Annotated in this window: 3 protein-coding genes (1 of these 3 cut by a window edge); all 3 read right to left on the bottom strand. The window is 65.6% G+C overall.

From position 1 onward, the window contains the following. Tightly spaced (each overlapping or abutting the next), the 3 genes in view from BM317_RS12345 to BM317_RS12335 form a layout consistent with a single transcriptional unit that may run on beyond the window. Nucleotides 1-2,013, bottom strand: partial view of a non-ribosomal peptide synthase/polyketide synthase gene (locus tag BM317_RS12345; RefSeq protein ID WP_092474438.1) — the 5' end (the start) only. The gene continues 10,473 nt to the left of window position 1, outside the view; 2,013 of the gene's 12,486 nt are visible here — the first part of the coding sequence; it begins with the start codon at nt 2,011-2,013; its stop codon lies off the left edge, out of view. Next, nucleotides 2,013-13,091 (bottom strand): non-ribosomal peptide synthetase, encoded by an 11,079-nt coding sequence (locus BM317_RS12340; RefSeq protein WP_092474435.1) that lies wholly within the window; start codon nt 13,089-13,091, stop codon nt 2,013-2,015. Before BM317_RS12340 ends, BM317_RS12345 begins: the two co-directional genes overlap by 1 nt. Beyond that, entirely contained in the window at nt 13,092-25,652 is a 12,561-nt protein-coding gene (locus BM317_RS12335; RefSeq protein ID WP_092474433.1) for a non-ribosomal peptide synthetase, read from the bottom strand.

Here is a 25,652-nt window from a genome sequence, read left to right as displayed (position 1 = left end):
GGCATAGCCGTCGAGCCAGTCACCCTCCTGGTCCAACACCAACGTATTCACACCACCGCCCCCTGTAGGAGCGAGCTTGCTCGCGATGAGGCCCTCACCGCCAACATCAATATTGACTGAACCACCGCTATCGCGAGCAAGCTCGCTCCCACAGGACAGCGGTAGCTGGTCGAGCAGCGAACTTTGGGTCAGCAGCAGCTCGATGCCGCTGTCTTCGATCATGTAGGCCAGGCGGTCCTGGGGGAACGCCGGGTCCAGCGGCAGGTAGGCGCCGCCGGCCTTGAGGATCGCCAGCAGGCCTACCAGCATGTGCGCGCTGCGTTCCACGGCAATGCCGACCAGGACATCCGGGCCCACGCCGAGGCTTTGCAGCTTGCCCGCCAACTGATTGGCCCGGGCATTGAGTTGGCCGTAGCTCCAGCGCTCGCCGTCGATCACCAGCGCCGGGGCGTCCGGGGTGCAGGCCGCTTGTCTTTCGAACAGTTGATGAACAAAACCCGCCTCGGGCGCCGGCGTCGGGCTGCGCTGGCCGTTGTCGAGCTGGGCCTGGCGCTCGACCGCGTCGAGCAACGGCAATTCACCGATGCGCTGCGCCGGGTCGGCCACGATCGCCCGCAACAGGTTCTGCCAATGCCCGGCCAGGCGCGCAATCGTCTCGGCGCCAAACAGGTCGGTGGCATAGATCAGCCCTGCCGAAAGCCCTTCACTGTGCTCCACGGTTTCCAGGGTCAGGTCGAATTGCGCCGTGTGCGAATCCCAGCGCAGTTCCTCGACTTTCAACGCTCCGACCGGCCCCTCGCCCGCCGGGCCTTGGGTCCGGTGGTTGAACATCACTTGGAACAGCGGGCTGTGGCTCAGGTTGCGCTCAGGCTGCAACGCCTCGACCAGTTGCTCGAACGGCAGCTCCTGATGAGCCTGGGCGCCCAGGGCTGTCTGCTTCACTTGTTGCAGCAAGGCGCCAAACGAATCCTGGCTCTGGACATCGCTGTCCAGTACCTGGGTGTTGACGAAAAAGCCGATCAGGCGCTCGGTCTCGACCCGGTTGCGGTTGGCCGTCGGCACGCCGACGCGAATATCGTTCTGGCCGCTGTAGCGATGCAGCAGCGCCTGGAACGAGGCCAGCAGGAGCATGAACAGGCTGACGCCTTCACGCTGGGCCATGTGCTTGAGATCGCCGGCCAGTACCGCGTCGATGGCCAGTTCCAGCCGCGCGCCGCGATAGCTCATCACCGCCGGACGCGGGAAGTCGGTCGGCAGTTCCAACACGGGTTGCTGGCCGCCCAGGCGTGCGGTCCAGTATGCCAACTGACGCTCGCGCTCACCCGCTTCCATCCAGTGCCGCTGCCAGATGGCGTAGTCGGTGTACTGGATCGGCAGCGCCGGCAATTGCGGCGCGCGGCCCTGGCTGAAGGCGGCGTAGCCGTTGACCAGTTCCTCGACCATCACCTGCATCGACCAGCCATCGGCCACGATGTGGTGCAAGGTCACGATCAGCACATGATCATCCGCCGCCAACCGCAGCAGGCGCGTGCGCAGCAGCGGCCCCTGTTGCAGGTCGAAGAGCTGGCGGGTTTCCCCTTCGATCAACTGGCGCAGCTGCGTCTCGTCCGGCAACCGTTCCAGGGTGTCTGCCTGCAAACGCACCGGCGCCGCCGCGTGCACCTGCTGCACCACCTGCTCGCCATGGGTCTGGAAGGTGGTGCGCAGGCTCTCGTGCCGGGCCACCAACGCGGTGAAACTCTGCTCCAGCGCAGCGATGTCCAGCGGCCCGCGCAAGCGCAGGGCCGTGGGCATGTGGTAGGCCGCGCTCTCGGGGTCCAACTGCCACAGGAACCATTGGCGCTCCTGGGCAAACGACAACGACAGTGTGTCGAACTCGGCACTGACAGGCGGGATCGGCAGGTTCGCCGGGGAAACGTTCTCTTCGAGCATCTTCTGCAAGTACAAGCGACGTTTTTCCAGCGGCAGCGTTATGAAGCGCCTGGCAATACGTTGTGCGACAGCGGTGTCCATCAAACCTCCTCAAATTCATCGAGCAGCGCTTCAAGCTTGCTCAATTTCGACGTACTCATGGGTTCGCCGGCAGGCTCGAGTTGCGCCACGAACGCGCCGAGTACCGGGAATTGGAAAATCAGTTGCGGGGTCAAGGTCAGGCCCAGCTCCAGTTGCAGGCGCGAGACCACGCTCACCACCAGCAGCGAATGCCCGCCCAGCTCGAAGAAGTCGTCGCCCAGCCCGACCTGCTCGACCTTGAGCACGTCTTGCCAGATGGCCGCGACCCGGCATTCGAGGTCGCTCTGCGGTGCCAGGTATGCCGGCTGCAGGGCACGGGTGTCCGGTGCCGGCAAGGCCTTGCGATCAAGCTTGCCGTTGGGGGTCAGCGGCAAGCGGTCGAGGAACACCCAATGGGTCGGCACCATGAAGTCCGGCACCTGGGCCGCCAGTCGCGCCTTGAGCCGGTCGCCCAGGCTGCCCTGGTCAAGAGGGCTGTCCTGGCCGACCAGATAGGCCACCAGGTTCGGCCCGCTCACGTCGTCCCGCGCCAGCACCACCGCATCGCGCACATCGGCATCGGCCTGCAGGCGCGCTTCGATTTCCCCCAGTTCGATACGCAGGCCACGGATCTTCACTTGATGGTCGATCCGGCCGAGGTACTCGATCACCCCGTCGGCGCCATAACGGGCCAGGTCACCGGTGCGATACAGGCGGCCGCCCGGGGCTGGCGCGAACGGATCGGGAATGAAGCGCTCGGCGCTCAGTGCCGGTCGTTGGTGGTAACCACGGGCCAGGGAATCACCGGCGATGTGCAACTCGCCGACGGCGCCCACGGCGCAAGGCTGTAGCGCCGCGTCCAGCACGTAGGTGCGCACGTTATCGATGGGACGGCCAATGGCGATGATCCGCTCGGCGTCGTCTTCGCTGCCGCGCACCACCGCATGGCTGCTGGTGTCGATGGTCGCTTCGGTCGGGCCATACAGGTTGCGCAGTTCGCCATCGAACAGCGCCATGACCTGGCGCGACAGGTGCACGCTGAGGGCTTCGCCACCGCACAGCAGCAGGCGCAAGGAGGCCAGTTGCGCGCGGGTCGCCAGTGGCAGCAAGGCCTGCAACAGCGAGGGCGCCATTTGCAGCACGCTGATGCGCCACCGCGCCACGTCGGCCCAGAGGGTGGTCAGGTCGAGGTTCAGGTGCGGGCTGGCGAGCACCAGTTGCGCGCCACTCATCAACGGCAGCCAGAACTCCCAGACCGAGGCATCGAAACTGATCGCGGTTTTTTGCAGGACGCGGTCGGCGGCCGTCAGTTTCAGGCAACCCTGCATCCACGCCATGTGGTTGCTCAGGGCGGCATGGCGAAGGGTCACGCCCTTGGGCTTGCCGGTGGAGCCGGAGGTGTAGATCACATAAGCGAGGTGATCGCCGTCGATGGCCACGCCAGGGTCGCGCTCGCTGTAGCCGGCCAGCCATTGCCCGGGCTGATCCAACAGCAGCGCGGCCACGGCAGCGTCGCCGAACAGCGGCAGCACATCGGTCTCGGTGAGCAGCAAGGCGATGCCGCTGTCCTCGACCATGTACGCCAGGCGATCCCGGGGATAGGCCGGGTCCAGTGGCACGTAGGCGCCGCCGGCCTTGAGCACCGCCAGCAAGCCGACGACCATCTGCACGCTGCGCGACAGCGCCAGGCCCACCAGCACGTCGGGGCCGATGCCGCGCTCGATCAAGCCATGGGCCAGGCGATTGGCCCGGGCATTGAGCTGGGCGTAGGTGAGCGTCTCCTGCTCGCTGACCAGGGCGACCGCGTCGGGGGTGCTTCGGACCTGGGCCTCGATCCATTGATGGATCGGGCGCCGAGGCGGCTCCAACACCGAGGTGGCGTTCCAGTCGTGCAGCAGCCTCGCGCGGGCCACCGTGTCCAGCAATTGGATGTCGCCCACGCAACCGCCGGCCGGCAGGCTCACCATCTGCGCGAGCACGTGTGCCACCTGCTCAGCCAGGCGCTCGACGGTGTGTGTAGGGAAAGCAGCATGGGCATAGGTGAAGTGCAGGCTCAGGATGTCAGTTAGATTGACGGCCAGGGTCAACGGGAAATTAGTCTGTTCCTGGCTGGCCACGCTGCCGAAGCTCAAGCCCGAGGGCGCCTGCTCTTGCAGGGCTTGGGACACGGGGTAGTTTTCGAACACCAGCAAGGTGTCGAACAGACCGTCACCGCCCTGCCCGGCCCAGCGCTGGATCTCGAACAGCGGCGTGTGCTCGTGCTCGCGCAAGGCCACGTTCTGGCCCTGGATCTGTTGCAGCAGTGCGCTCAGCGCTTGCTCCGGGCGCGGGCTGGCGATCACCGGCAAGGTGTTGATGAACAGGCCGATCTGCTGCTCAACCCCCTTGAGCTCGCTCGGACGTCCCGACACGGTGGCGCCGAAGGCCACGGTGGCGTGCCCGGTGTAGTGCTGCAGCAGCAACAGCCAGGTCGCCTGGACGACGGTGTTGAGGGTGACTTTCTGCTGGCGGGCGAACTCGCTCAAGCGTTGGGTCTGCTGGGGCGTCAGGTCGTGATAGTGGCTGGCGTGGCTGCTTTCCGACGTCGATTGCAGCGGCGCGACACGGGGCTCGGCCAGACGGGTCGGCGCCTCCAGGCTGTGCAATTGCCCCAGCCAGAAGGTTTCGCTGGCCTGGGCGTCGCGGCCTTGCAGCCAGGCGATGTAGTCCCGATAGCGCCCGGCCGGGCGTGGCAAGGCCTGGCCGTCGTAGCGTTGCAGCACCTCGCCGAGCAACTGGGAGTTGCTCCAGCCGTCCATCAAGATGTGGTGATGGGTGTAGATCAGGTGATATCGCTGCTCAGCGGTACGCACCAGCACCAGGCGCAGCAACGGTGCGCAGGCCAGATCGAAACCCTGCTCGCGTTCGGCGTCCGCCAGTTCGGCCAGGGCCTGGCCGACATCGGTGCGGGCGCTCCAGTCCAGCGAGGTGAACGGCACGCGCACCTGCTTGTGCACCACTTGCACCGGGCGCTCGCTGCCCTGCCAGATAAAACTGCTGCGCAGGCTGTCATGGGCATCGACCGCCGCTTGCCAGGCCGCCTCGAAACGCCGTGGGTCGAGGCCTTCGATGTCCAGGCACATCTGGTTGATGTACTGGCCGCTGCCCGCTTCGTACAGGCTGTGGAACAACATGCCCTGCTGCATCGGCGCCAGCGGGTAAAGGTCTTCCACCCCGCGTGCCGACAACGCCAGGCCATCGAGTTGTGCCTGGGTCAAGCCGGCCAGGGGGAAATCCGCCGGCGTCATGCCCTGGCTCGTCGGGTCGCAGCAATGGGCGATCAACAGCGCCAGCTCACGTGCGTAGTCATCGGCCAAGCCCTGGATGGTCGCCGGCTCGAACTGTTGCGCACTGAACGTCCAGCCCAACCGCAGTGCGCCATCGAACACCTGGCCATTGAGCGTCAGCCAATTGCCCAGGGCGGTCAGCGGGCTCTGCTCGTCGCCGGCGCTTTCGCTGGCCGGGCTGAACAAGGCGCCTTGGGCCTGATCGAAACTGCCGTCGAACTGACCAAGGTAATTGAAGGTGATGCGCGGCACCGGCAACGCCTCCAGGGCCGCCCGACTGGCGTCGTCGCCCAGGTAACGCAGGGCACCGAAGCCCACGCCTTTGTCGGGAATCGTCCGCAGCCCTTGCTTGATCGACTTGATCGAATCCGCCAGTTCCACCGCCGGCGACAACCGGACCGGGAACAGGCTGGTGAACCACCCCACCGTGCGGGTCAGGTCGACATTGGCGAATAGCTCTTCGCGACCATGGCCTTCGAGCTGGAGCAACAGGCTGTCGTGGCCGGTCCAGCGGCAGATCACCCGGGCCAGGGCCGTGAGCAACAGGTCGTTGACCTGGGTGCGATAGGCCGCTGGCGCCTCTTGCAGCAACTGCCGGGTCAAGTGCGCATCCAGCCGCGTGTGAACGGTGACGGCCTCGCGATTTTGCCCGATCGCCTCGGGGTCGAGGCACGGCAGGTCGGTCGGCGCGTCGCGCAGCTGCCCTTGCCAGTAGGTCAATTGCCGCTGCAGTTGCGCGCTGCGCGCATGGGCCTGCAACTGCTCGGCAAACACCTTGACCGAACTGGTCTTGGCCGGCAGTTGCAGCGCTTGGCCGGCGAGCAGTTGCTGGTAGGCAGTTTGCAGGTCGTCGAACAGAATCCGCCACGACACGCCGTCCACCGCCAGGTGATGAACCACCAGCAACAGGCGCTGGCTGCCATCGGCCAAGGTCGCCAGGACGCCGCGCAACAGCGGCCCGGCGTGCAGGTCGAGACTGCGCTGGGCCTGATTGGCGAGGGTTTCCAGCGCCCTGGCATCGGCCACCTCACGCTGCCACAGCAAACCCTTGCCCGCCCAAGCCTGTTGTTGCGCCGCCACCTCACGGTGCTCGGCGCGCCAACCTTCGGCGGTTTCATTGAAGGACAAACGCAAGGCGTCGTGGTGCAGCACCAACGCCTGCAAGGCCTGCTCCACCACGGACGCTTGCAACGGGCTGGCCGGTTTCAGCAGCACCGACTGGTTGTAGTGGTGACGCTCGGCAATCGCCTCGGCGAAAAACGCCTGCTGGATCGGCAACAGTGGCGTCGACCCTTGGCTCGGCGCCTGATCGATGCCCGGTGCCTGTCCCCCGGTCTGGGCGACGCTCGCCAGCGTCTGTACGGTCTGGTGCTGGAACAAATCCTTGGGAGTAAAACGGATGCCCGCCTGACGGGCGCGGCTGACCACCTGGATGGAGACAATCGAGTCGCCGCCCAGCTCGAAGAAGTTATCGCTAAGCCCTACCCGCTCCACCTTGAGCACGTCCTGCCAGATCGCCGCGATCTGTTGCTCCAGCTCACTTTGCGGCGCCACGTAGTCCTGCTGGACCTGGCTGGCGTCGGCGGTCGGCAAGGCCTTGCGGTCGAGCTTGCCGTTGGCGGTCAGTGGCCATTGCTCGAGGAACAGCAGGTGCGTCGGCACCATGTAGTCCGGCAGGTCGGCCTTGAGCTGGGCCTTGATCTGCTCACGCAGGCCGGCGGCGTCTTCGGTGGCGTGGGCCGGGATGACGTAAGCCACCAGTTGCTGGCCGCTCGGCCCTTCCTGGGCCAATACCAGCGTTTCGCGCACCGACGCCAGGGCGTTCAGGCGCGCTTCGATTTCGCCCAGTTCGATGCGGAACCCGCGGATCTTCACTTGATGGTCGATGCGACCGACGTACTCGATCACGCCATCGCTGCGGTACTGCGCCAGGTCGCCGGTGCGGTACAAGCGTGCGCCGCTTGCGCCGAACGGATCGGGGATGAACCGCAACGCAGTGAGGTCGCCACGGTTCAAATAGCCACGGGCCAGACCGGCACGACCGACGTACAGCTCACCGATGCAGCCTTTCGGCACCGGATTCAAATCACCGTCCAGCAGGTACCACGACAGGTCGGCAATCGGCTCGCCAATCGGGCTGCTGGCGTCCTGTTCCAGGTCCGCCAGCGACAGCGGACGGTAGGTCACGTGCACGGTGGTTTCGGTGATGCCGTACATGTTGATCAATTGCGGGGCTGCGTCGCCGTACTTGTCGAACCACGGGCGCAGAGTCTTGACGTCGAGCGCCTCGCCGCCGAACACCACGTAGCGCAGGGCGTTGGCCCGATCATCGGCGCAAGCCTCGTGCATCAATTGCTTGAATGCCGAGGGCGTCTGGTTGAGTACCGTCACCCCGGCCTCACAGAGCAGTTCGTGGAACTGCTGCGGTGAACGGCTGATGTCGTAGGGCACGATCAACAACTCGCCGCCGTGCAGCAACGCACCAAAAATTTCCCAGACCGAGAAGTCGAACGCGTAGGAATGGAACAGGCTCCAGACATCTTCCGCGCCAAAGTTGAACCACGGCTCGGTGGCCTCGAACAGGCGCAGCACGTTGTGGTGCGGCAGCAAGGTGCCCTTCGGGTTGCCGGTGGAACCGGAGGTGTAGATCACGTAGGCGAGGTTCGCCGCGTCCATCACTACGTGCGGATCACTGTCGGTGAAGGCGCTGACGTCGGCGTCCAACAGCAGCGTCTGCACGCCATCCGGCACCGGCAACTGATCGACCAGGGCCGCTTGGGTCAGCAACAGTTGAATGCCGCTGTCCTGCATCATGTAGGCCAAACGATCCTGGGGATAAGTCGGGTCCAGTGGCACATAGGCACCGCCAGCCTTGAGGATCGCCAGCAGGCCCACCAGCATGTCGAAACCGCGCTCGGCGGCCAATCCCACCAGCACATCCGGGCCAACACCGTGGGCGATCAACTGATGGGCGCGGCGGTTGGCCTGGGCGTTGAGCTCGCCGTAGGTCAGGGTTTGGGCGTTGCAACGCAGAGCAACGGCATCAGGACGCAAGCGCGCCTGTTCGGCAATGCGCTGATGCAGGCAGGCCTCGCCTGGGAAGCTGTTCGGCGCCGGGTTCCATTGGGCGATGTGTTGCTGTTGCTCGGCAGCCGTCAGCAGCGGCAGTTCACCGATGCGCTGGCGCGGATCGGCGACGATGCCGTGCAGCAGGTTCAGCCAGTGATCGGCCAGGCGTTGCACAGTACTGGCGTCGAACAAGTCAGTGGCATAGGTCAGCGCCGCACCGAGTTCACCCTCGGCTTCCAGGGTGTCGAGGGTCAGGTCGAACTGGGCGGTCTGGCTTTCCCAGTCCTGGGCCTTGATGACCAGCCCGGGCAACGCCGGCAATGCCTGGCGAGCAACGCTCTGGTGGTTGTACAGCACCTGGAACAACGGGCTGTGGCTCAAGTTTCGCTCAGGCCGCAGCGCCTCGACCAGTTGCTCGAACGGCAGGTCCTGATGGGCCTCGGCGCCGATGGCCGCCTGTTTGACCTGCGCCAGCAACGCACTGAAGCGCTGCTGCGGATCGACCTCGGCCTTGAGCACCTGGGTGTTGACGAAAAAGCCGATCAGCCCTTCGGTTTCCACCCGGTTGCGGTTGGCGATGGGCACGCCGACACGAATGTCCGACTGGCCGCTGTAGCGATGCAGCAAGGCCTGGAACGACGCCAGCAAGACCATGAACAACGTGCTGCCTTCGCGCTGGGCCAGTTGTCGCAGCTGTTGGCCCAGGGCCTGGGGCAGGTCGATAGCCAGGCGTGCACCGGCAAAGCTCTGCCGGGTCGGGCGCGGCCGGTCGGTGGGCAGCGCCAGCAACGGCTGCTCGCCCCCCAGCACATCGGTCCAGTACGCCAGTTGCCGTTCCCGTTCGCCGGCGTCCATCCACTGACGCTGCCACACCGCGTAATCGGCATACTGGATCGGCAGCTCGGCCAATGCCGGGGACTCACCCTGGCTGTACGCGGCATAACCCTGGATCAGTTCCTGCACCAGCAATTGCATCGACCAGCCATCGGAGACGATGTGGTGTTGGGTCAGCACCAGCACATGCTCGTCGGCCGCCACCCGCAGCAGGCCGACCCGCAGCAGCGGGCCGTTTTGCAGGTCGAATGGCTGGGCGATCTGCTGGCGGACAAAGGCCTGGATCTGTTCATTGCCGCCGTCGAGAATCTGCGGAATCACCACCGGGTTCATCTGCCCGTGAATGACTTGGAACGCTTGCTCATCGACCTGGACGAAGGTGGTGCGCAGGCTCTCATGGCGCTGCACCAGGGCGGCGAAACTCTGTTGCAAGGCCTGCAGGTCCAGGGCGCCCTGAATCCGCAGCGCCGTCGGAATGTGGTACGCCGCGCTGTGGGGCTCCATCTGCCAGAGGAACCACTGACGTTGCTGAGCGTAGGACAGTGGCCGTTGCGCCGGGTCCCGGGAAAGACGCGGGATGCTCGCCGGCCGCGCCACGTCGCTGTCCACCAGAGCGGCCACACAGGCCTCAAGGCTGGCGTTCTCGAACAGCTGGCGCAGTTGCAGGTTCAGGCCGAGGGCCTGGCGAATGCGCGAGACCATCTGTGTCGCCAGCAGCGAATGGCCGCCCAGCTCGAAGAAGTTATCGCTAAGCCCTACCCGCTCCACCTTGAGCACGTCCTGCCAGATCGCCGCGATCTGTTGCTCCAGCTCACTTTGCGGCGCCACGTAGTCCTGCTGGACCTGGCTGGCGTCGGCGGTCGGCAAGGCCTTGCGGTCGAGCTTGCCGTTGGCGGTCAGTGGCCATTGCTCGAGGAACAGCAGGTGCGTCGGCACCATGTAGTCCGGCAGGTCGGCCTTGAGCTGGGCCTTGATCCGGTCACGCAAACCGGCTTGCCCCTCGCGGGGATCTGCCGGGATCACATAGCCCACCAGTTGCTGGCCGCTCGGCCCTTCCTGGGCCAATACCAGCGTTTCGCGCACCGACGCCAGGGCGTTCAGGCGCGCTTCGATTTCGCCCAGTTCGATGCGGAACCCGCGGATTTTCACTTGATGGTCGATGCGACCGACGTACTCGATCACGCCATCGCTGCGGTACTGCGCCAGGTCGCCGGTGCGGTACAAGCGTGCGCCGCTGTCGCCGAACGGATCGGGGATGAAGCGCAACGCAGTGAGGTCGCCACGGTTCAAATAGCCACGGGCCAGGCCGGCGCGACCGACGTACAGCTCACCGATGCAGCCTTTCGGCACGGGGTTGAGGTCGCCATCCAGCAGGTACCACGACAGGTCGGCAATCGGCTCGCCGATGGGGCTGCTGGCGTCCTGTTCCAGGTCCGCCAGCGACAGCGGACGGTAGGTCACGTGCACGGTGGTTTCGGTGATGCCGTACATGTTGATCAGTTGCGGAGCCGCGTCGCCGTACTTGTCGAACCACGGGCGCAGGACCTTGACATCCAGGGCCTCGCCGCCGAACACCACGTAGCGCAGGGCGTTGGCTCGGTCATCAGCGCAAGCCTCGTGCATCAATTGCTTGAATGCCGACGGCGTCTGGTTGAGCACGGTCACCCCGGCCTCACAGAGCAGTTCGTGGAACTGCTGCGGCGAACGGCTGATGTCGTAGGGCACGATCAACAGTTCGCCGCCGTGGAGCAGCGCACCAAAAATCTCCCACACCGAGAAGTCGAACGCGTAGGAATGGAACAGGCTCCAGACATCTTCCGCGCCAAAGTTGAACCACGGCTCGGTGGCCTCGAACAGGCGCAGCACGTTGTGGTGCGGCAGCAAGGTGCCCTTGGGGTTGCCGGTGGAACCGGAGGTGTAGATCACGTAGGCGAGGTTCGCCGCGTCCATCACTACGTGCGGATCACTGTCGGCAAAGGCGCTGACATCGGCGTCCAGCAGCAGCGTCTGCACGCCATCCGGCACCGGCAATTGATGGACCAGGGCCGCTTGGGTCAGCAGCAAGCGGATGCCGCTGTCCTGCATCATGTAGGCCAGACGATCCTGGGGATAAGTCGGGTCCAGCGGCACATAGGCACCGCCGGCCTTGAGGATCGCCAGCAAGCCCACCAGCATGTCGAAACCGCGCTCGGCGGCCAGCCCCACCAGCACATCCGGGCCAACACCGTGGGCGATCAACTGATGGGCGCGGCGGTTGGCCTGGGCGTTGAGCTCGCCGTAGGTCAGGGTTTGGGCGTTGCAACGCAGAGCAACGGCATCAGGACGCAAGCGCGCCTGTTCGGCAATGCGCTGATGCAGGCAGGCCTCGCCCGGGAAGCTGCGCGGCGCCGGGTTCCATTGGGCGATGTGTTGCTGTTGCTCGGCGGCCGTCAGCAGCGGCAGTTCACCGATACGTTGGCGGGGATCGGCGACGATGCCGTGCAGCAGGTTCAGCCAGTGTTCGGCCATGTGTTGCACGGTGCTGGCGTCGAACAGGTCGGTGGCGTAGCTCAGGGACGCGGCCAGCTCACCGTCGGTCTCGTGGGTGTCGAGGGTCAAGTCGAACTGGGCGGTGTGGGAACGCCAATCCAGGCTCTCGACCTGCAACCCCGGCAGTTGCAGGGCTTGAGCCACGCCGCTGCTCTGGTGGTTGAACATCACTTGGAACAGCGGGCTGTGGCTCGCCTGTCGCTGCGGTGCCAGTGCCTGCACCAGTTGCTCGAACGGCAGGTCTTGATGGGCTTGCGCCCCCAGCGAAGCCTGCTTGACCTGGGCCAGCAATTGCTCGAACGGCAAGTCGCCCCGCACCTGGGCATTGAGCACCTGGGTGTTGACGAAAAAGCCGATCAGGCCCTCGGTTTCTGGGCGGTTGCGGTTGGCGACCGGTACACCGACGCGGATGTCCGACTGGCCGCTATAGCGGTGCAACAAGGCCTGGAACGAAGCCAGCAAGACCATGAACAACGTCGAGGCTTCGCGCTGGGCCAGGTGTTTCAGGCCCTGGGTCAGCCCGGCGTCGAAGCGCAGGTCCAGGCGTGCGCCGCGATGGCTCTGCACCGCCGGGCGCGGGCGGTCCGTCGGCAACGGCAGGACTTCGCCGCCATCGCCCAGCCGTTCGGTCCAGTAGGCCAGTTGCCGCTCCAGCTCACCGGCCTCCATCCATTTGCGCTGCCAGATCGCATAGTCGGCGTACTGGATCGGCAAGGCTGCCAGGGTCGGCGCCTGACCGCTGCGGTGGGCGGCATAGAGCTGGACCAGGTCGTTGACCATGATCCGAGCGGACGCGCCATCGCAAATGATGTGGTGCTGGGTCAGCACCAGCACATGGTCGTCGGCGGCCAGTTGCAGCAGCTTGACCCGCAGCAGTGGCCCTTGCTGCAGGTCGAACAGCCCGGCGATTTCGTCATCGATCAGGGCTGTGAGCGCGGACTCGTCCAACACCACCACCGGTTCGATCGCCAGGCTCAAACGCCCCTGCACCACTTGTCGGGGCCCTTGTGCGCTGTCGACGAACACCGTGCGCAGCACGTCGTGACGGGCCAGCAAGGCGTCGAAGCTGCGTTGCAGCGCAGGCAGGTCGAGGGCGCCGCGCAGGCGCAGCGCCGTGGGCACATGGTAGGCGGCGCTGTGGCGGTCCAGTTGCCAGAGGAACCACTGGCGTTCCTGGGCGCAGGACAGGTCGAGGGTCTCGAACTCGTCGCGCATCGCCGGGATCGGCAACGTCGCCAGGCTCATGTTTTTGCTGTGCAGCTTGTGCAGGAACGCTTGCCGTTGGGCGAGCGGTAAACGGATGAATCGCTGAACCAGAGACAGGTTATCGAGCTGAGTCATTCAAAGGGTCTCCAGGTCTGCCAGGAAGTCATGCATCTCACTCAGGTCTGCACTGGAGTGAGGCGTCAGGTGGGCCGCCAGTTGTGCGGCGTAGTCGGCCAGGGACGTGGTGCTGAACAGCAAGTCCAGGGGCACCGCGGCGCCCTGTTCCATTTGCAGGCGCGCCGTCGCTTGCGTCGCCAGCAGGGAATGCCCACCCAGTTCAAAGAAGTTGTCGTCGCGCCCTACCCGTTCGAGCTTGAGCACGTCTTGCCAGATGTCGGCGATGCCCTGTTCGAGCGTGCCCTGTGGCGCCACGTAGGCACGCAGCAGTTTCTGGGCGTCCGGCAGCGGCAGGGCCTTGCGGTCGAGCTTGCCGTTGGGGGTCAACGGGAAACGTTCGAGCAGCAGCCAGTGCGCCGGCATCATGTAGTCGGGCAGCAAGGGCGCGAGCTGCGCCTTGAGGGCTTCGCGCAGGGCCGTGGGTTCGGCAGTCTCTGGATCGGTGGCCACCAGGTACGCCACCAACTGCAGGCCGCCCGGCCCGGGTTGTGGCACCACCACGGCTTCGCGGATCGCTTCCTGGGCCAGCAGGCAGGCTTCGATTTCCCCCAATTCGATGCGGAAGCCGCGGATCTTCACCTGATGGTCGACCCGACCGATGTACTCGATCACGCCGTCGCCACGCTGGCGCGCCAGGTCGCCGGTGCGGTACACCCGCGCGCCATTGCCGAACGGGTCCGGCAGGAATCGCTCGGCGGTCAGCGCCGCCCGGTGGTGGTAACCCCGGGCCAGGCCGTCGCCGCCAATCAACAGTTCGCCGATCAGCCCGACCGGGTTCGGCGCGAAGTGATCGCCGACGATGTACAGCGACGTGTTGGCGATCGGTCGGCCGAGGTACGGCACGCGTTGCTCTTGAGTCAAGCGGTAGGCCGCCGACCAGATGGTGGTTTCGGTCGGGCCATACAGGTTCCAGACCTCGCCGGCGACGTCGAGCAACCGCTCGGCCAGATCCTCGGCCAACGCCTCGCCACCGCACAGGCATTTGCGCCCGGCCAACAAACCGGACGCCGGGTGGTCGAGCAACATGCGCCAGGTCGAGGGCGTGGCCTGGACCACACTGACCTGTTGCCGGTCGATGGTCTTGAGCAGCGCTTCGGGGTCGTGGGCACTCTGCTTGTCCACCAGCACCACGCAGGCACCGCTCAACAGCGCGCCGTAGAGTTCCAGGCCGAAGATGTCGAACGAGAACGTGGTCAGCGACAGCACCCGGTCACGGGCGGCGATGCCCGGTTCACGGGCCATGCTGGCGACAAAGTTCACCAGCGCTTCATGACGCACCATCACGCCCTTGGGCTTGCCGGTGGAACCCGAGGTGTAGATGGCGTAGGCCAGGTGCTCCGCATCCAAGCGCGTCGCCGGCGCCTCGCCGGCATAACCGCCGAGCCAGCCCCTCTCCTGATCCAACACCAATGTCTTGACGCCAACCCCACCCCCTGTGGGAGCGAGCTTGCTCGCGATAGCGTCGGCACACTCGACATCATCATCGACTGAACCACCGCCATCGCGAGCAAGCTCGCTCCCACAGGACAGTGGTAGCTGGTTGAGCAGCGAACTTTGGGTCAGCAGCAGCTCGATGCCGCTGTCTTCGATCATGTAGGCCAAGCGATCCTGGGGGAACGCCGGGTCCAGCGGCAGGTAGGCGCCACCGGCCTTGAGGATCGCCAGCAAGGCGACAATCATGTCCACCCCACGCTCCAGCGCCACACCGACCAACCGATCGGGCCCCACGCCCTGTTCGATCAAGCGATGGGCCAGGCGGTTGGCCCGGACATCGAGTTCGGCATAGCTCAGCACCTGATCGGCGAACACCAGCGCCGTGGCATCCGGCGTCTGCCGGGCCTGGGCCTCGAACAGCCGATGGACGCAACGCGCCTGGGGATATTCCGCCGTGGTGGCGTTCCAGCCTTGCACGTGCTGGCGGGTTTCGCCCTCGTCGAGCACGCTCAGTTCGCCCAGGGGCCGTTGCCCGGCGTCGATCATTTGCAGCAGCAAGCGTTGCAGGTGCACGCCGATCTGCTCGACCGAGGCCTCGGTGAAACGCGCGCACTGGTAGCTGAACTGCACTGCCAGCTCGGCACCGAGGCTGACCAGCAGGGTCAGCGGGTAGTTGGTCTGTTCCAGGTTGTCCACTGCACCGAAACGCAAGCCTTCAGGCGCACCGTGTGCCAAGGCTTCGGAAATCGGGTAGTTCTCGAATACCAGGATGTTGTCGAACAAGGCTTCGCCGCCCAGTCCGGCCCAGCGCTGGATGTCGAACAGCGCCGTGTGCTCGAACTCGCGCAAGGCCAGGTTCTGCGCCTGGACGCTGTGCAGCCAGTCGCCCAGGTCCTGTTCCGGACGCGGGCTTGCAATGACCGGCAAGGTGTTGATGAACAGGCCGATCTGGCCCTCGACGCCCACCAGGTCCGCCGGCCGCCCCGCTACCGTCGCGCCGAACGCCACACTGGCCTTGCCGGTGTAGCGTTGCAACAGCAACAGCCAGGCCGCTTGCACCAGGGTGTTGACGGTGACTTTAGCCTGGCGGGCGAACTCGGCCAGGCGTTGGGTCTGCATCCCATCCAACTGCATGCGGTGATGGCCGTACAGCTTCGCCGAGACGTCCTGTGCCGGGCGCGCAAAAACCTGGGCCAGGCGCACCGGCTCATCCAGCGTGCGCAACTGTTGCGTCCAGAATCCTTCGCCGAGGCTCGCGTCCTGGCGTTGCAGCCAGGCGATGTAATCGCGATAACGGCCAGTCGGGCGGGCCACGCTGTCGCCGCGGTAATGCTGCAACACTTCGCCGAGCAACTGCGCGCTGCTCCAGCCATCCATCAGGATGTGATGGTTGGTGTAGATCAGGTGATGCCGATCCGTGCCGGTGCGCACCAGCACCAGGCGCATCAACGGCGCCTGGGTCAGGTCCACACCTTGGGCCCGTTCTTCATCGGCGAGGGTTTGCAAGGCGTCGTCGATATCCGTCCGCCCGCTCCAGTCGAGCACACGGAACGGCACCTCGACCTGACGCTGGACGATTTGCACCGGCTGCTCCAGGTCGCCCTGCCAGAAAAACCCGGTACGCAGAATGTCGTGGACATCGACCACCGCCTGCCAGGCGGCGCGGAAACGCTGGGGATCGACGCCCTCCACGTCGAGGCGCATCTGGTTGATGTAATCGCCACTGCCCTGGCCGAGCAAGGAATGAAACAGCATGCCCTGTTGCATCGGCGACAGCGGGTAGATGTCGTCGACAGCCTGAGGGTCTCGGACCAATGTGTCCAATTGCGCCTGGGACAGCCGCGCCAGCGGGAAGTCCGACGGCGTCACGCCACGGTGCTGGCTGTCGCAGCAATGGTGGATGAGCGCGGTGAGTTCTTGCAGGTAGTCATCGGCCAGGCGCTGGATGGTCGCGACGTTGAACAGGTCGCCGCTGAAGGTCCAGCTCAAGTCCAGCTCGCCGCCGAAGACTTTGCCGTCCAGCGCCAGTGGACTGCCCAGCGGGCCCTGCATGTTCAGCTCTTCACCGCCATGCTCGGCGGTGGGCACGAACAGGGCATCGTCAGCCGCCGCGAAACTGCCGTCGAACTGGCCGAGGTAGTTGAAGGTCAGTTGCGGCGTCGGCAAGGCCTGCAACGCTTGCCGCGCCGGCGCATCGCCCAGGTGCGCCAGGGCGCCGAAACCGATGCCCTTGTGGGGGATGGCGCGCAGTTGTTCCTTGATCTGCTTCAGCGAAGCACCGAGCTCGGCAGCGGGTGTCAAACGGGCCGGGAACAGGCTGGTGAACCAGCCGACCGTGCGGGTCAGGTCGATGTGTTCGAACAGTTCTTCACGACCGTGGCCTTCGAGTTGCACCAGCACACTGTCGCCGCCGGTCCAGCGCACCATCACCCGCGCCAGGGCGGTGAGCAACAGGTCATTGACCTGGGTGCGATAGGCCGCCGGGGCTTGCTGCAACAGTTGCCGGGTGAGGGACTTGTCCAGTGACGTGCGGACAGTCATGGCCTGAGCCTGTTGCTGACCGCCCTGGGGGTTATCCCATGGCAACGCCGTGGAGGCGCCTTGCAACTGCTGCTGCCAGAAACCCAGTTCGGCCTGCAGGGATGCGCTGTGGGCATAGCCCTGCAACGCTTCGGTCCAGGCCTGGATCGCGCTGGTCTTGGCCGGCAACTGCACGGTGGCGCCGATCAGTGCCTGCCGATAGGCCGTCTGCAAGTCTTCGACGAGGATCCGCCAGGACACCCCGTCGACCACCAGGTGATGCACGATCAGCAGCAAACGCTGGGTGCCATCGGCGAGGTTCGCCAGCACCGCGCGGATCAGCGAGCCGCCGTCCAGTTGCAGGCTGCGCTGGGCCTGATCGCCCAGGACTTGCAGCGCGGCGAGATCGGCGACGTCGGCTTGCCAGACAATCCCGTCGGCCACCCCGTCACGGTAGCGCGCCGTCCAGCCTGCGGCCTGCTCGATGAAGGCCAGGCGCAGGCTGTCGTGGTGCGCGACCAGGGCATCCAAGGCCTGCTCCAGCGCCTGGGCATCCAGCGCTTGGGTCGGCTTGAGCATCACCGACTGGTTCCAGTGATGACGGTCAGGAATCGCCTGGGCGAAGAACCACTGGTGAATCGGCAGCAGCGCCGTTTCGCCGGTGACCGGTCGTTGGTCGATCGCTTGTAGCGCTGCGCCCGTCTGGGCCACCGCCGCCAGCGCCTCGATGGTCTGGTGCTGGAACAAGTCCTTGGGAGTGAAGTGGATACCGGCCTGGCGAGCGCGGCTGACCACCTGGATCGAGACGATGGAATCGCCGCCCAGTTCGAAGAAGTTATCCCGCAGGCCCACTTGCGCGAGCTTGAGCACGTCCTGCCAGATCGACACCAGTTGCTGTTCCAACGGGCTGCGCGGTGCCACGTAGGTTCGCTGCAATTGGCTGACGTCGGGCTTGGGCAGGTTCTTGCGGTCGAGCTTGCCGTTGGGGGTCAGCGGCAGGCGTTCGAGCAGCAGCAGATAGGCCGGAACCATGTGCGCCGGCAAAGTCGCCTTGAGCTGGTCACGCAAGTGCTCGGCGAAAGCCTCACCCACGGACTCATCGGCCACCACATAGGCAACCAGACGCTTGCCGCTGCCAGCAGCCCCTTCCTGGGCCACCACCACCGCTTCGCGAACGCCGTCGAGGGCTTGCAGGCTGGCTTCGACTTCACCCAGTTCGATGCGGAAGCCGCGGATCTTCACCTGGTTGTCGATACGGTCCAGGTAATCGAAGGTGCCATCGACGCGTTGGCGCACCAGATCGCCGGTACGGTAGAGCAAGCCGCCACTGCGGCTGAACGGGTCGGCGACAAACCGTTCGGCCGTCAGGCCCGGACGGTTCAGGTAGCCCCGCGCCAGCCCGGTGCCGCCCAGGTAAAGTTCTCCGGCCATGCCCTGGGGCAACAGGTTCAAGTCAGCGTCGAGCACGTAGGCGCTGCGGTCGCCGATGCGGCTGCCGATGGGTGCATAGGCGGCGCCACATGCCACGTCGCGGCCGGCCTTCCAGATCAACGGGGTGACCACGGTTTCGGTCGGGCCGTAACCGTTGATGATGAAGTCCGGATCGAGGGCGCGCTTGACCCGTTCGAAACTGGCGTTGGGCACCGCATCGCCGCCGAAGCAGTAGATGCGCACTTTCGGCGGGTGGCCCTCGCGCTCGGCGTGCTCGGCCAGTTGTTGCAGGTACACCGGCGGGAACGCCACCACGGTCACGCCGTGCTCGCGCATCGCGTTGTAGGTCTGCTCCGGCGTCCACAGGCTGTCGTCGCGAATCAGCAGTGAAGCACCATGGGTCAGGCTGGTGAGCCAGCGCTCATGGGCACCGTCGAAGGCGAAGGACATGAAGTGGAACTCGCAATCGCTGCCCTGCATTTCATAGCGCTCACCGATGGCCTGGCAGTGCATCGCCAGCGGACCGTGGGCCACGCTCACGCCTTTGGGGTTGCCGGTGGAACCGGAGGTGTAGATCACGTAGGCCAGGTTCTGCGGATCGACCTGAACGGACGGCGCCTCCAGAGGTTGCCGGCTCAAGTCCAGACGATCGAGTTCCAGCACCTGGGCGGCGCCGTCCAGGGGCAACTGCGCCGACACCCGGGAGTCGGTGAGCAACAACGCCAGCCCCGAATCCTCGATCAGGTACGCCAGGCGTTCCCGTGGGTAACTGGTGTCCAGCGGCACATAGGCCGCGCCGGCCTTGAGCACCGCCAACAGCGCGACGATCACCCCTTCGCTGCGCGGCAGGGCCACGCCAACCCGGGTTTCCGGGGCCACGCCACGGGCAATCAAGGCGTGGGCCAACTGGTTGGCGCGTCGGTCGAGGTCGCCATAGCTGAAACGCTGGCCGTCGAAGATCACCGCCGTGGCGTGGGGCTTGAGCGCCGCCAGATCGGCGATGCGCTGATGCACCGCGATGTCGGTCGGGTACGGCTGCGGATGGTTGGCGGCTTGTTGCCGGGCCTGTTCCTCGGCACTGACCAAGGCGATTTGCCCGAGGTTGCGCGCCGCCGACTCGGCGAAGCGTTCCAACAACTGCAACAGCTGCGTGCTGATGCCGTCGATGGCCGCCGGGCTGAAATGCGCCCGGTCGAAACTGTAGTGCAGCGCCAGCGTCTCGCCGAGGGTCACCGCCACGCTCAACGGGTAATGGGTTTGCTCCAGGTGGCTGACTTCACCAAACACCGCGCCCTGATCGACGCCTTCTGCCAGGGCCTGGGCAATCGGGTAGTTCTCGAATACCAGAATGTTGTCGAACAGCGCGTCGCCGCCCTGGCCGGCCCAGCGCTGGATGTCCGCCAACGGCGTGTGCTCGAACTCCCGCAGGCTCAGGTTCTGTGCCTGCACGGCTTGCAGCCAGGCACCGACCGACTGGTCCGGACGTGGCGCGGCGATCACCGGCAAGGTGTTGATGAACAGGCCAACCTGTTGCTCGATGCCCGGCAGATCCGCCGGACGCCCGGCCACGGTGGCACCGAAGGCGACGCTGTCATGGCCGGTGTAGCGTTGCAGCAGCAACAGCCACGCCGCTTGCACCAGGGTGTTGAGGGTGACTTTCTGTTGGCGGGCGAACTGCTCCAGGGCCTGGGTGCGGGTCGCGTCCAGGGTCTGGAAGTGATCGCCATGGCCGCTGTGGATTTCGCTGGCGGACATGACGCGCGCCAACCGCGTCGGCTCTTGCAGGGTGGCCAACTGACCGATCCAGAACGTCTCGCTCAGTTGAGCGTCCTGGCGTTGCAGCCAGGCGATATAGTCGCGGTAACGTCCGACATTGGCCTTGGGCAAGCGACCGCTGTAGCGCTGCAAGACTTCACCCAGCAATTGGGCATTGCTCCAGCCGTCCATCAGGATGTGGTGATGGGTGTAGATCAAGTGCCAGCGCTCGGCCTCGGTCTGCACCAGCACCAGGCGCAGCAACGGTGCCCGGGCCAGGTCGAAGCCCTGACGGCGCTCGGCGTCGGCACATTCATTCAGGGCCTCGGCGAGGTGATCGTGCCCGCGCCAATCGAGGACCGTGAAGGGCAACTCGACCTGGCGATGGACGATCTGCAACGGTTGCTCGAGATCGCCCTGCCAGACAAAACCACTGCGCAGGATGTCCTGGGCGTCGAGGGTGGCCTGCCAGGCGTCGGCGAAGCGCTGTGGATCGAGGCCCTGCACGTCCACGCGCAACTGGTTGATGTATTCCCCTGCCGCCTGCTCGTACAAGGTGTGGAACAGCAAGCCCTGCTGCATGGGTGACAGCGGATAGAGGTCGTCCAACTGCCCGGCGGCCACCGGCAGGCTGTCGAGTTGCGCCTGGCTGATGCGGGCCAGGGGGAAATCCGATGGCGTGGCCTGTGGCGTTTCCTGCGCGCAGCAGTGTTCGATCAACGCCCTCAGTTCAGCGAGGTAGTCAGCGGCCAATGTCTCGATGGTCTGCTGTTTGAACATCCGCTCGCTGAATCCCCAGTTCAGGGACAGCTCGCCGCCATAGACCTGGCCTTCCACCGTCAACCAATTCGCCAGCGGTGCCCGGGCATGTTGCGCCGCGCCACTGCCTTCGCCAGAGGGAACAAACAGCGCGCCGTCGTCGAACTGCCGATCGAACTGGCCCAGGTAGTTGAAGGTGATGCGCGGCGCCGGCATGGCCGCCAGTTCGGCACGCACCGCCGGTTCGCCGAGGTAGCGCAGCACGCCATAACCCAGGCCCTTGTCCGGCACGGCGCGCAGTTGTTCCTTGATGGCCTTGACCGACGCACTCAATGCCGGCGCCGGGCTGAGGCTGACCGGGAACAGGCTGGTGAACCAGCCGACGGTGCGGGTCAGATCAACGCCATCGAACAGCGCTTCACGGCCATGGCCTTCGAGCTGGATCAGCGTGCTGTCCTGGCCGGTCCAGCGGCACACCGTACGAGCCAGGGCCGTCAGCAGCAGGTCATTGACCTGGGTGCGGTAGGCCTTGGGCGCCTGTTGCAGCAGTTGGCGGGTCTGTTCGGCGTCCAGCCGCACTTGCACCTTGCGCTCGTCACACGCCAGCAGCAGGCGCTCGGGGTAATCGCACGGCAAGCCGTTGCCGGCCGGCGCATGACCCTGGGCACGCCAGTAATCGAGACTGCCCATGAACGTTTGCAGATGCCCGTGCAGGTGCGCGGCCCATTGTCCATAAGCGCTGGTCTTGGCCGGCACCTGGATCGCCTGGCCGGCCTGCAGTTGGCGGTAGAACTGCTGCAGATCGTCCAGCAGCACGCGCCAGGAAACACCGTCCACCACCAGGTGATGGATCGCCAGCAACAAGCGCTGGCTGCCGTCGACCATGTCCACCAGCAACGCCCGCAACAGTGGCCCGTCTTCCAGGTCGAGGCTGCGCTGGGCGTCGTCGCACAGAGCGTTGAGTTGTTCGAGCGACGTCGCCTGGCGCTGCCACAACACACTGGCCGCCGACGGCTCGGCATAGGCTTGCTGCCATTGGCCGTTCACCTGGGTAAAGCGCAAGCGCAGGCTGTCATGATGCTCGGCCAAGCGGGCCAGAGCCGAGGCCAATGCCACGGCATCGAGGTGTTCGCCCGGCACCAGCAGCAGTGACTGGTTCCAGTGTTGCCGCTCGGGAATGTCGCGCTCGAAGAACCACTGCTGCACCGGCGTCAACGGCACCGCGCCGCGTGCCAGGCCCTGATCGATCGCCTGGCTGTCGCCGTGGCGCGCTACGAGCGCCAGGCTGCGCAGGGTCTGGTGCTGGAACAGGGCCTTGGGATTGAGCACGATCCCGGCTTGCCGCGCACGGCTGACCACTTGCATGGCGACGATGGAATCACCGCCCAGCTCGAAGAAGTTGTCTTCCAGGCCGATGCTGTCGAGGTTCAGCACGTCCTGCCAGATCGCCGCCAGGGCTTTTTCCATGGGGCTGTGGGGCGCAACGAATTCACGCTGCTGCTCGCTGCCGTCAATGGCCGGCAACGCCTTGCGGTCGAGCTTGCCGTTGGGGGTCAGCGGCAGTTGCGGGAGGAACACCAGATAGGCCGGCACCATGTAGTCCGGCAGGTGTTCGCGCAGGGCAGCCTTGAGGGTTTCGCGCAACTGCACCTGGGCGTCGGCCTCGGTCAGCACCGCGGCCTCGCGCGGGACGATGAAAGCCACCAGTTGCTGGCCGTGCTCGCCATCCTGGGCCAGCACCGCCAATTCGCGCACCTGGGGTTGTTGCAGCAGGCGCGCTTCGATTTCCCCCAGTTCGATACGGAAGCCGCGGACCTTGACCTGATGGTCGATGCGACCGACGTATTGCAAGGCTCCGTCGGCCTGGTAGCGGGTCAGGTCGCCGGTGCGGTACAGGCGTTCGCCGGTTGTGGAAAACGGGTTGGGCACGTATTTCTCGGCGGTCATCGCGGCACGGCCGAGGTAACCACGGGTGATGCCCGCGCCACTCAGGTACAGCTCCGCCGAGACGCCTTGGGGCACCGGTTGCAGGTCGGCGTCCAGCAGATAGCTGGCGGTGTGCTTGAGGGGCCGACCGATGTTCGCCGTGCCGCCGGCGGTGCGCCGGGTCCAGGTGGAATAGGTGGTGTCTTCCGAGGGGCCGTAGAGGTCGTAGACATGCTCTATCCCTTGTGGGAGCGAGCTTGCTCGCGATGGCGCCCCGTCAGTTGGTCCATGGGGGGCTGACCCGCCGCTATCGCGAGCAAGCTCGCTCCCACAGGAAGGGTGTTGTGGGTAAAGCGCATCCACCAGGCTTTGCTTCAGTGGCTCACCAGCGAGGTTGATGATGCGCACGCTGGCCGGGATCTCGCCGCTGCGCTGCAACGCGGCAATCGCCGAGGGCACCGTGTTGATCAGTCGCACCTGATCCCGGGCCGGCAATTGCGGCAACTCCAGGGCATTGCGGGCGATGATCAGCGAGCCGCCGTTGGCCAGGGTCACGAACAGTTCCCACACCGACAAATCGAAGCACACCGACGTGGAGGCGAGTACGCCCTGGATGTCGTCGCGGCTGTAGACCGATCGGGACCAATCGATCAGCGCCAGCACGTTGCGATGGGCAATCGCCACGCCCTTGGGTTGACCGGTAGAGCCGGAGGTGTAGATCACGTAGGCGAGGTTGTCTGGCGTGACGTGGGTGCTCGGTGCATCGAGTGGGTACTGCCCCAGCTCGATCCGATCCAGCATCAGCACGGCGGTTTCGGCCGGCACGTCCAGCGTCGCCGCCACTGCCTGTTCGGTCAGCAAGACCCGGGCGCGGCTGTCGTCGAGCATGTAGGCCACGCGCTCGGCCGGGTAGTCCGGGTCCAGCGGCACGTAGGCGCCGCCGGCCTTGAGCACCGCCAGCAAGGCGATCAGCAGGTGCTCGGAGCGCGGCATCGCCACGCCCACGCGCACTTCCGGGCCCACGCCCAATTCGATGAGTTTATGGGCCAGGCGATTGGCGCGGCCGTCGAGTTCGCTGTAGCTCAGTCGGATGTTGGCGAAGGTCACCGCCAGTGCATTCGGCGCAGCCTGGGCCTGGCGGGCGATCATCTGGTGGATGCACAGCGCCTGGTCGAACGGCGCATCCACCGGGTTCCAGTCATGGATCAGGCGCTGGTACTCATCGGCTTCCAGCAGTGGCAACTCACCGACGAGCGCGTGGCTGTCGGCGACCATGCCGTGCAGCAGCCGTGTCCAGTGCCGGGCCATGCGCTCGACCGTGGCGGCATCAAACAGATCGTTGGCGTAGGTCAGCGCCGCATGCAGTTTGCCGGCCTTTTCCCAGGTGTCGAGAGTCAGGTCGAACTGCGTGGTGCGGCTCTGCCATTCCAGCATCGACAACTCCAGCCCCGACGCCGTGCGGAGGCTGGCGATGTCGGCCACTTGTGGCTGGTGGTTGTACATCACCTGGAACAGCGGTGTATGGCTGAGGCTGCGCTCCAGTTTCAGGGCTTCCACCAACCGTTCGAACGGCAGGTCCTGATGGGCCTGGGCACCTAGGGCGGCTTCCTTGACCGTGCGTAGCAACTCATCGACACGGGTCTGGCCGCCGAGCTCGGTGCGCAATACCTGGGTGTTGACGAAGAAGCCGATCAGCCCTTCGGTTTCGGCGCGGTTGCGGTTGGCGATGGGCACGCCGACGCGGATATCGGTGTGGCCGGTGTAGCGATGCAGCAGCACGTTGAAGGCGCCAAGCAGGAGCATGAACAGGGTGATGTTGTGCTGCTGGGCGGTGGCGCGCAGTTGCTCGGCCAGTGCCGGCTCCACCGCGAACTCAAAGCGCGTGCCGCGATAGCTGGGCATCGCCGGGCGTGGGTGATCGATGGGCAGTTCCAGCACGGGATGCTCATCGCCCAATTGCGCCTGCCAGTATTCGAGTTGACGCGCCTGCTCGCCAGCTTCCAGCCAGCGGCGTTGCCACAGGGCGTAGTCGCTGTACTGGATCGGCAAATCGGCCAGTTGCGGCGCCACGCCTGCTTCATGGGCGTCGTAGCAGCGGATGAACTCGTCGATCAGTACGTTCATCGACCAGCCGTCGGAGACGATGTGGTGCAAGGTCAGCAGCAGCACATGTTCCTGCTCATCGAGGGTGAGCAATTCAACCCTCAGCAACGGACCGCTGGACAGGTCGAAAGGCTGCATCGATTGCGCTTCGGCAGCCTGGCGCACCGCCTGCTCGCGCTCGGCCGCCGGCAAGGCGCTGAAGTCCTGGCGCTTGATCGCCAGCGCTGCGTTGGACGGGACTTGCAGCAGGCTGTCATCGGCCTGGCGCTGAAACACTGTGCGCAGGGTTTCATGACGGGCCACCAGGCTGGCGAAGGCTTGCTCCAGGGCCGGCAGGCTCAACGCACCCTTGAGCCGCACCGCGCCCGGCAGGTTGTAGGCGCCGCTGCCCGGCTCCAGTTGCCAGAGAAACCACATGCGCTGCTGGGCATAGGACAACGCTTGGCGATCCTCGGCCTCGACACCCCGGGGAATGGGGAAATCGCTGAACTCCACGCCCTCCTTGTCCAACGCGGCCAGGAACATCCGGCGCTTTTCCAGGGGCAACCCGATAAACCGGCGAGCAAGTTTCAAGGCGTCTTCAGCATTCAT

This window comes from Pseudomonas sp. NFACC24-1 (assembly GCF_900115235.1).
GTDB lineage: Bacteria > Pseudomonadota > Gammaproteobacteria > Pseudomonadales > Pseudomonadaceae > Aquipseudomonas > Aquipseudomonas fluorescens_AA.
The sequence above is the reverse complement of the archived record's forward strand: the minus strand, read 5'-3'. Positions and strand labels throughout refer to the sequence as shown.

Excerpts from the sequence above, each read along its gene's own strand:
- BM317_RS12340 (WP_092474435.1), bottom strand. The coding sequence starts at position 13,091 with ATGACTCAGCTCGATAACCTGTCTCTGGTTCAGCGATTCATCCGTTTA.
- BM317_RS12335 (WP_092474433.1), bottom strand. The coding sequence starts at position 25,652 with ATGAATGCTGAAGACGCCTTGAAACTTGCTCGCCGGTTTATCGGGTTG.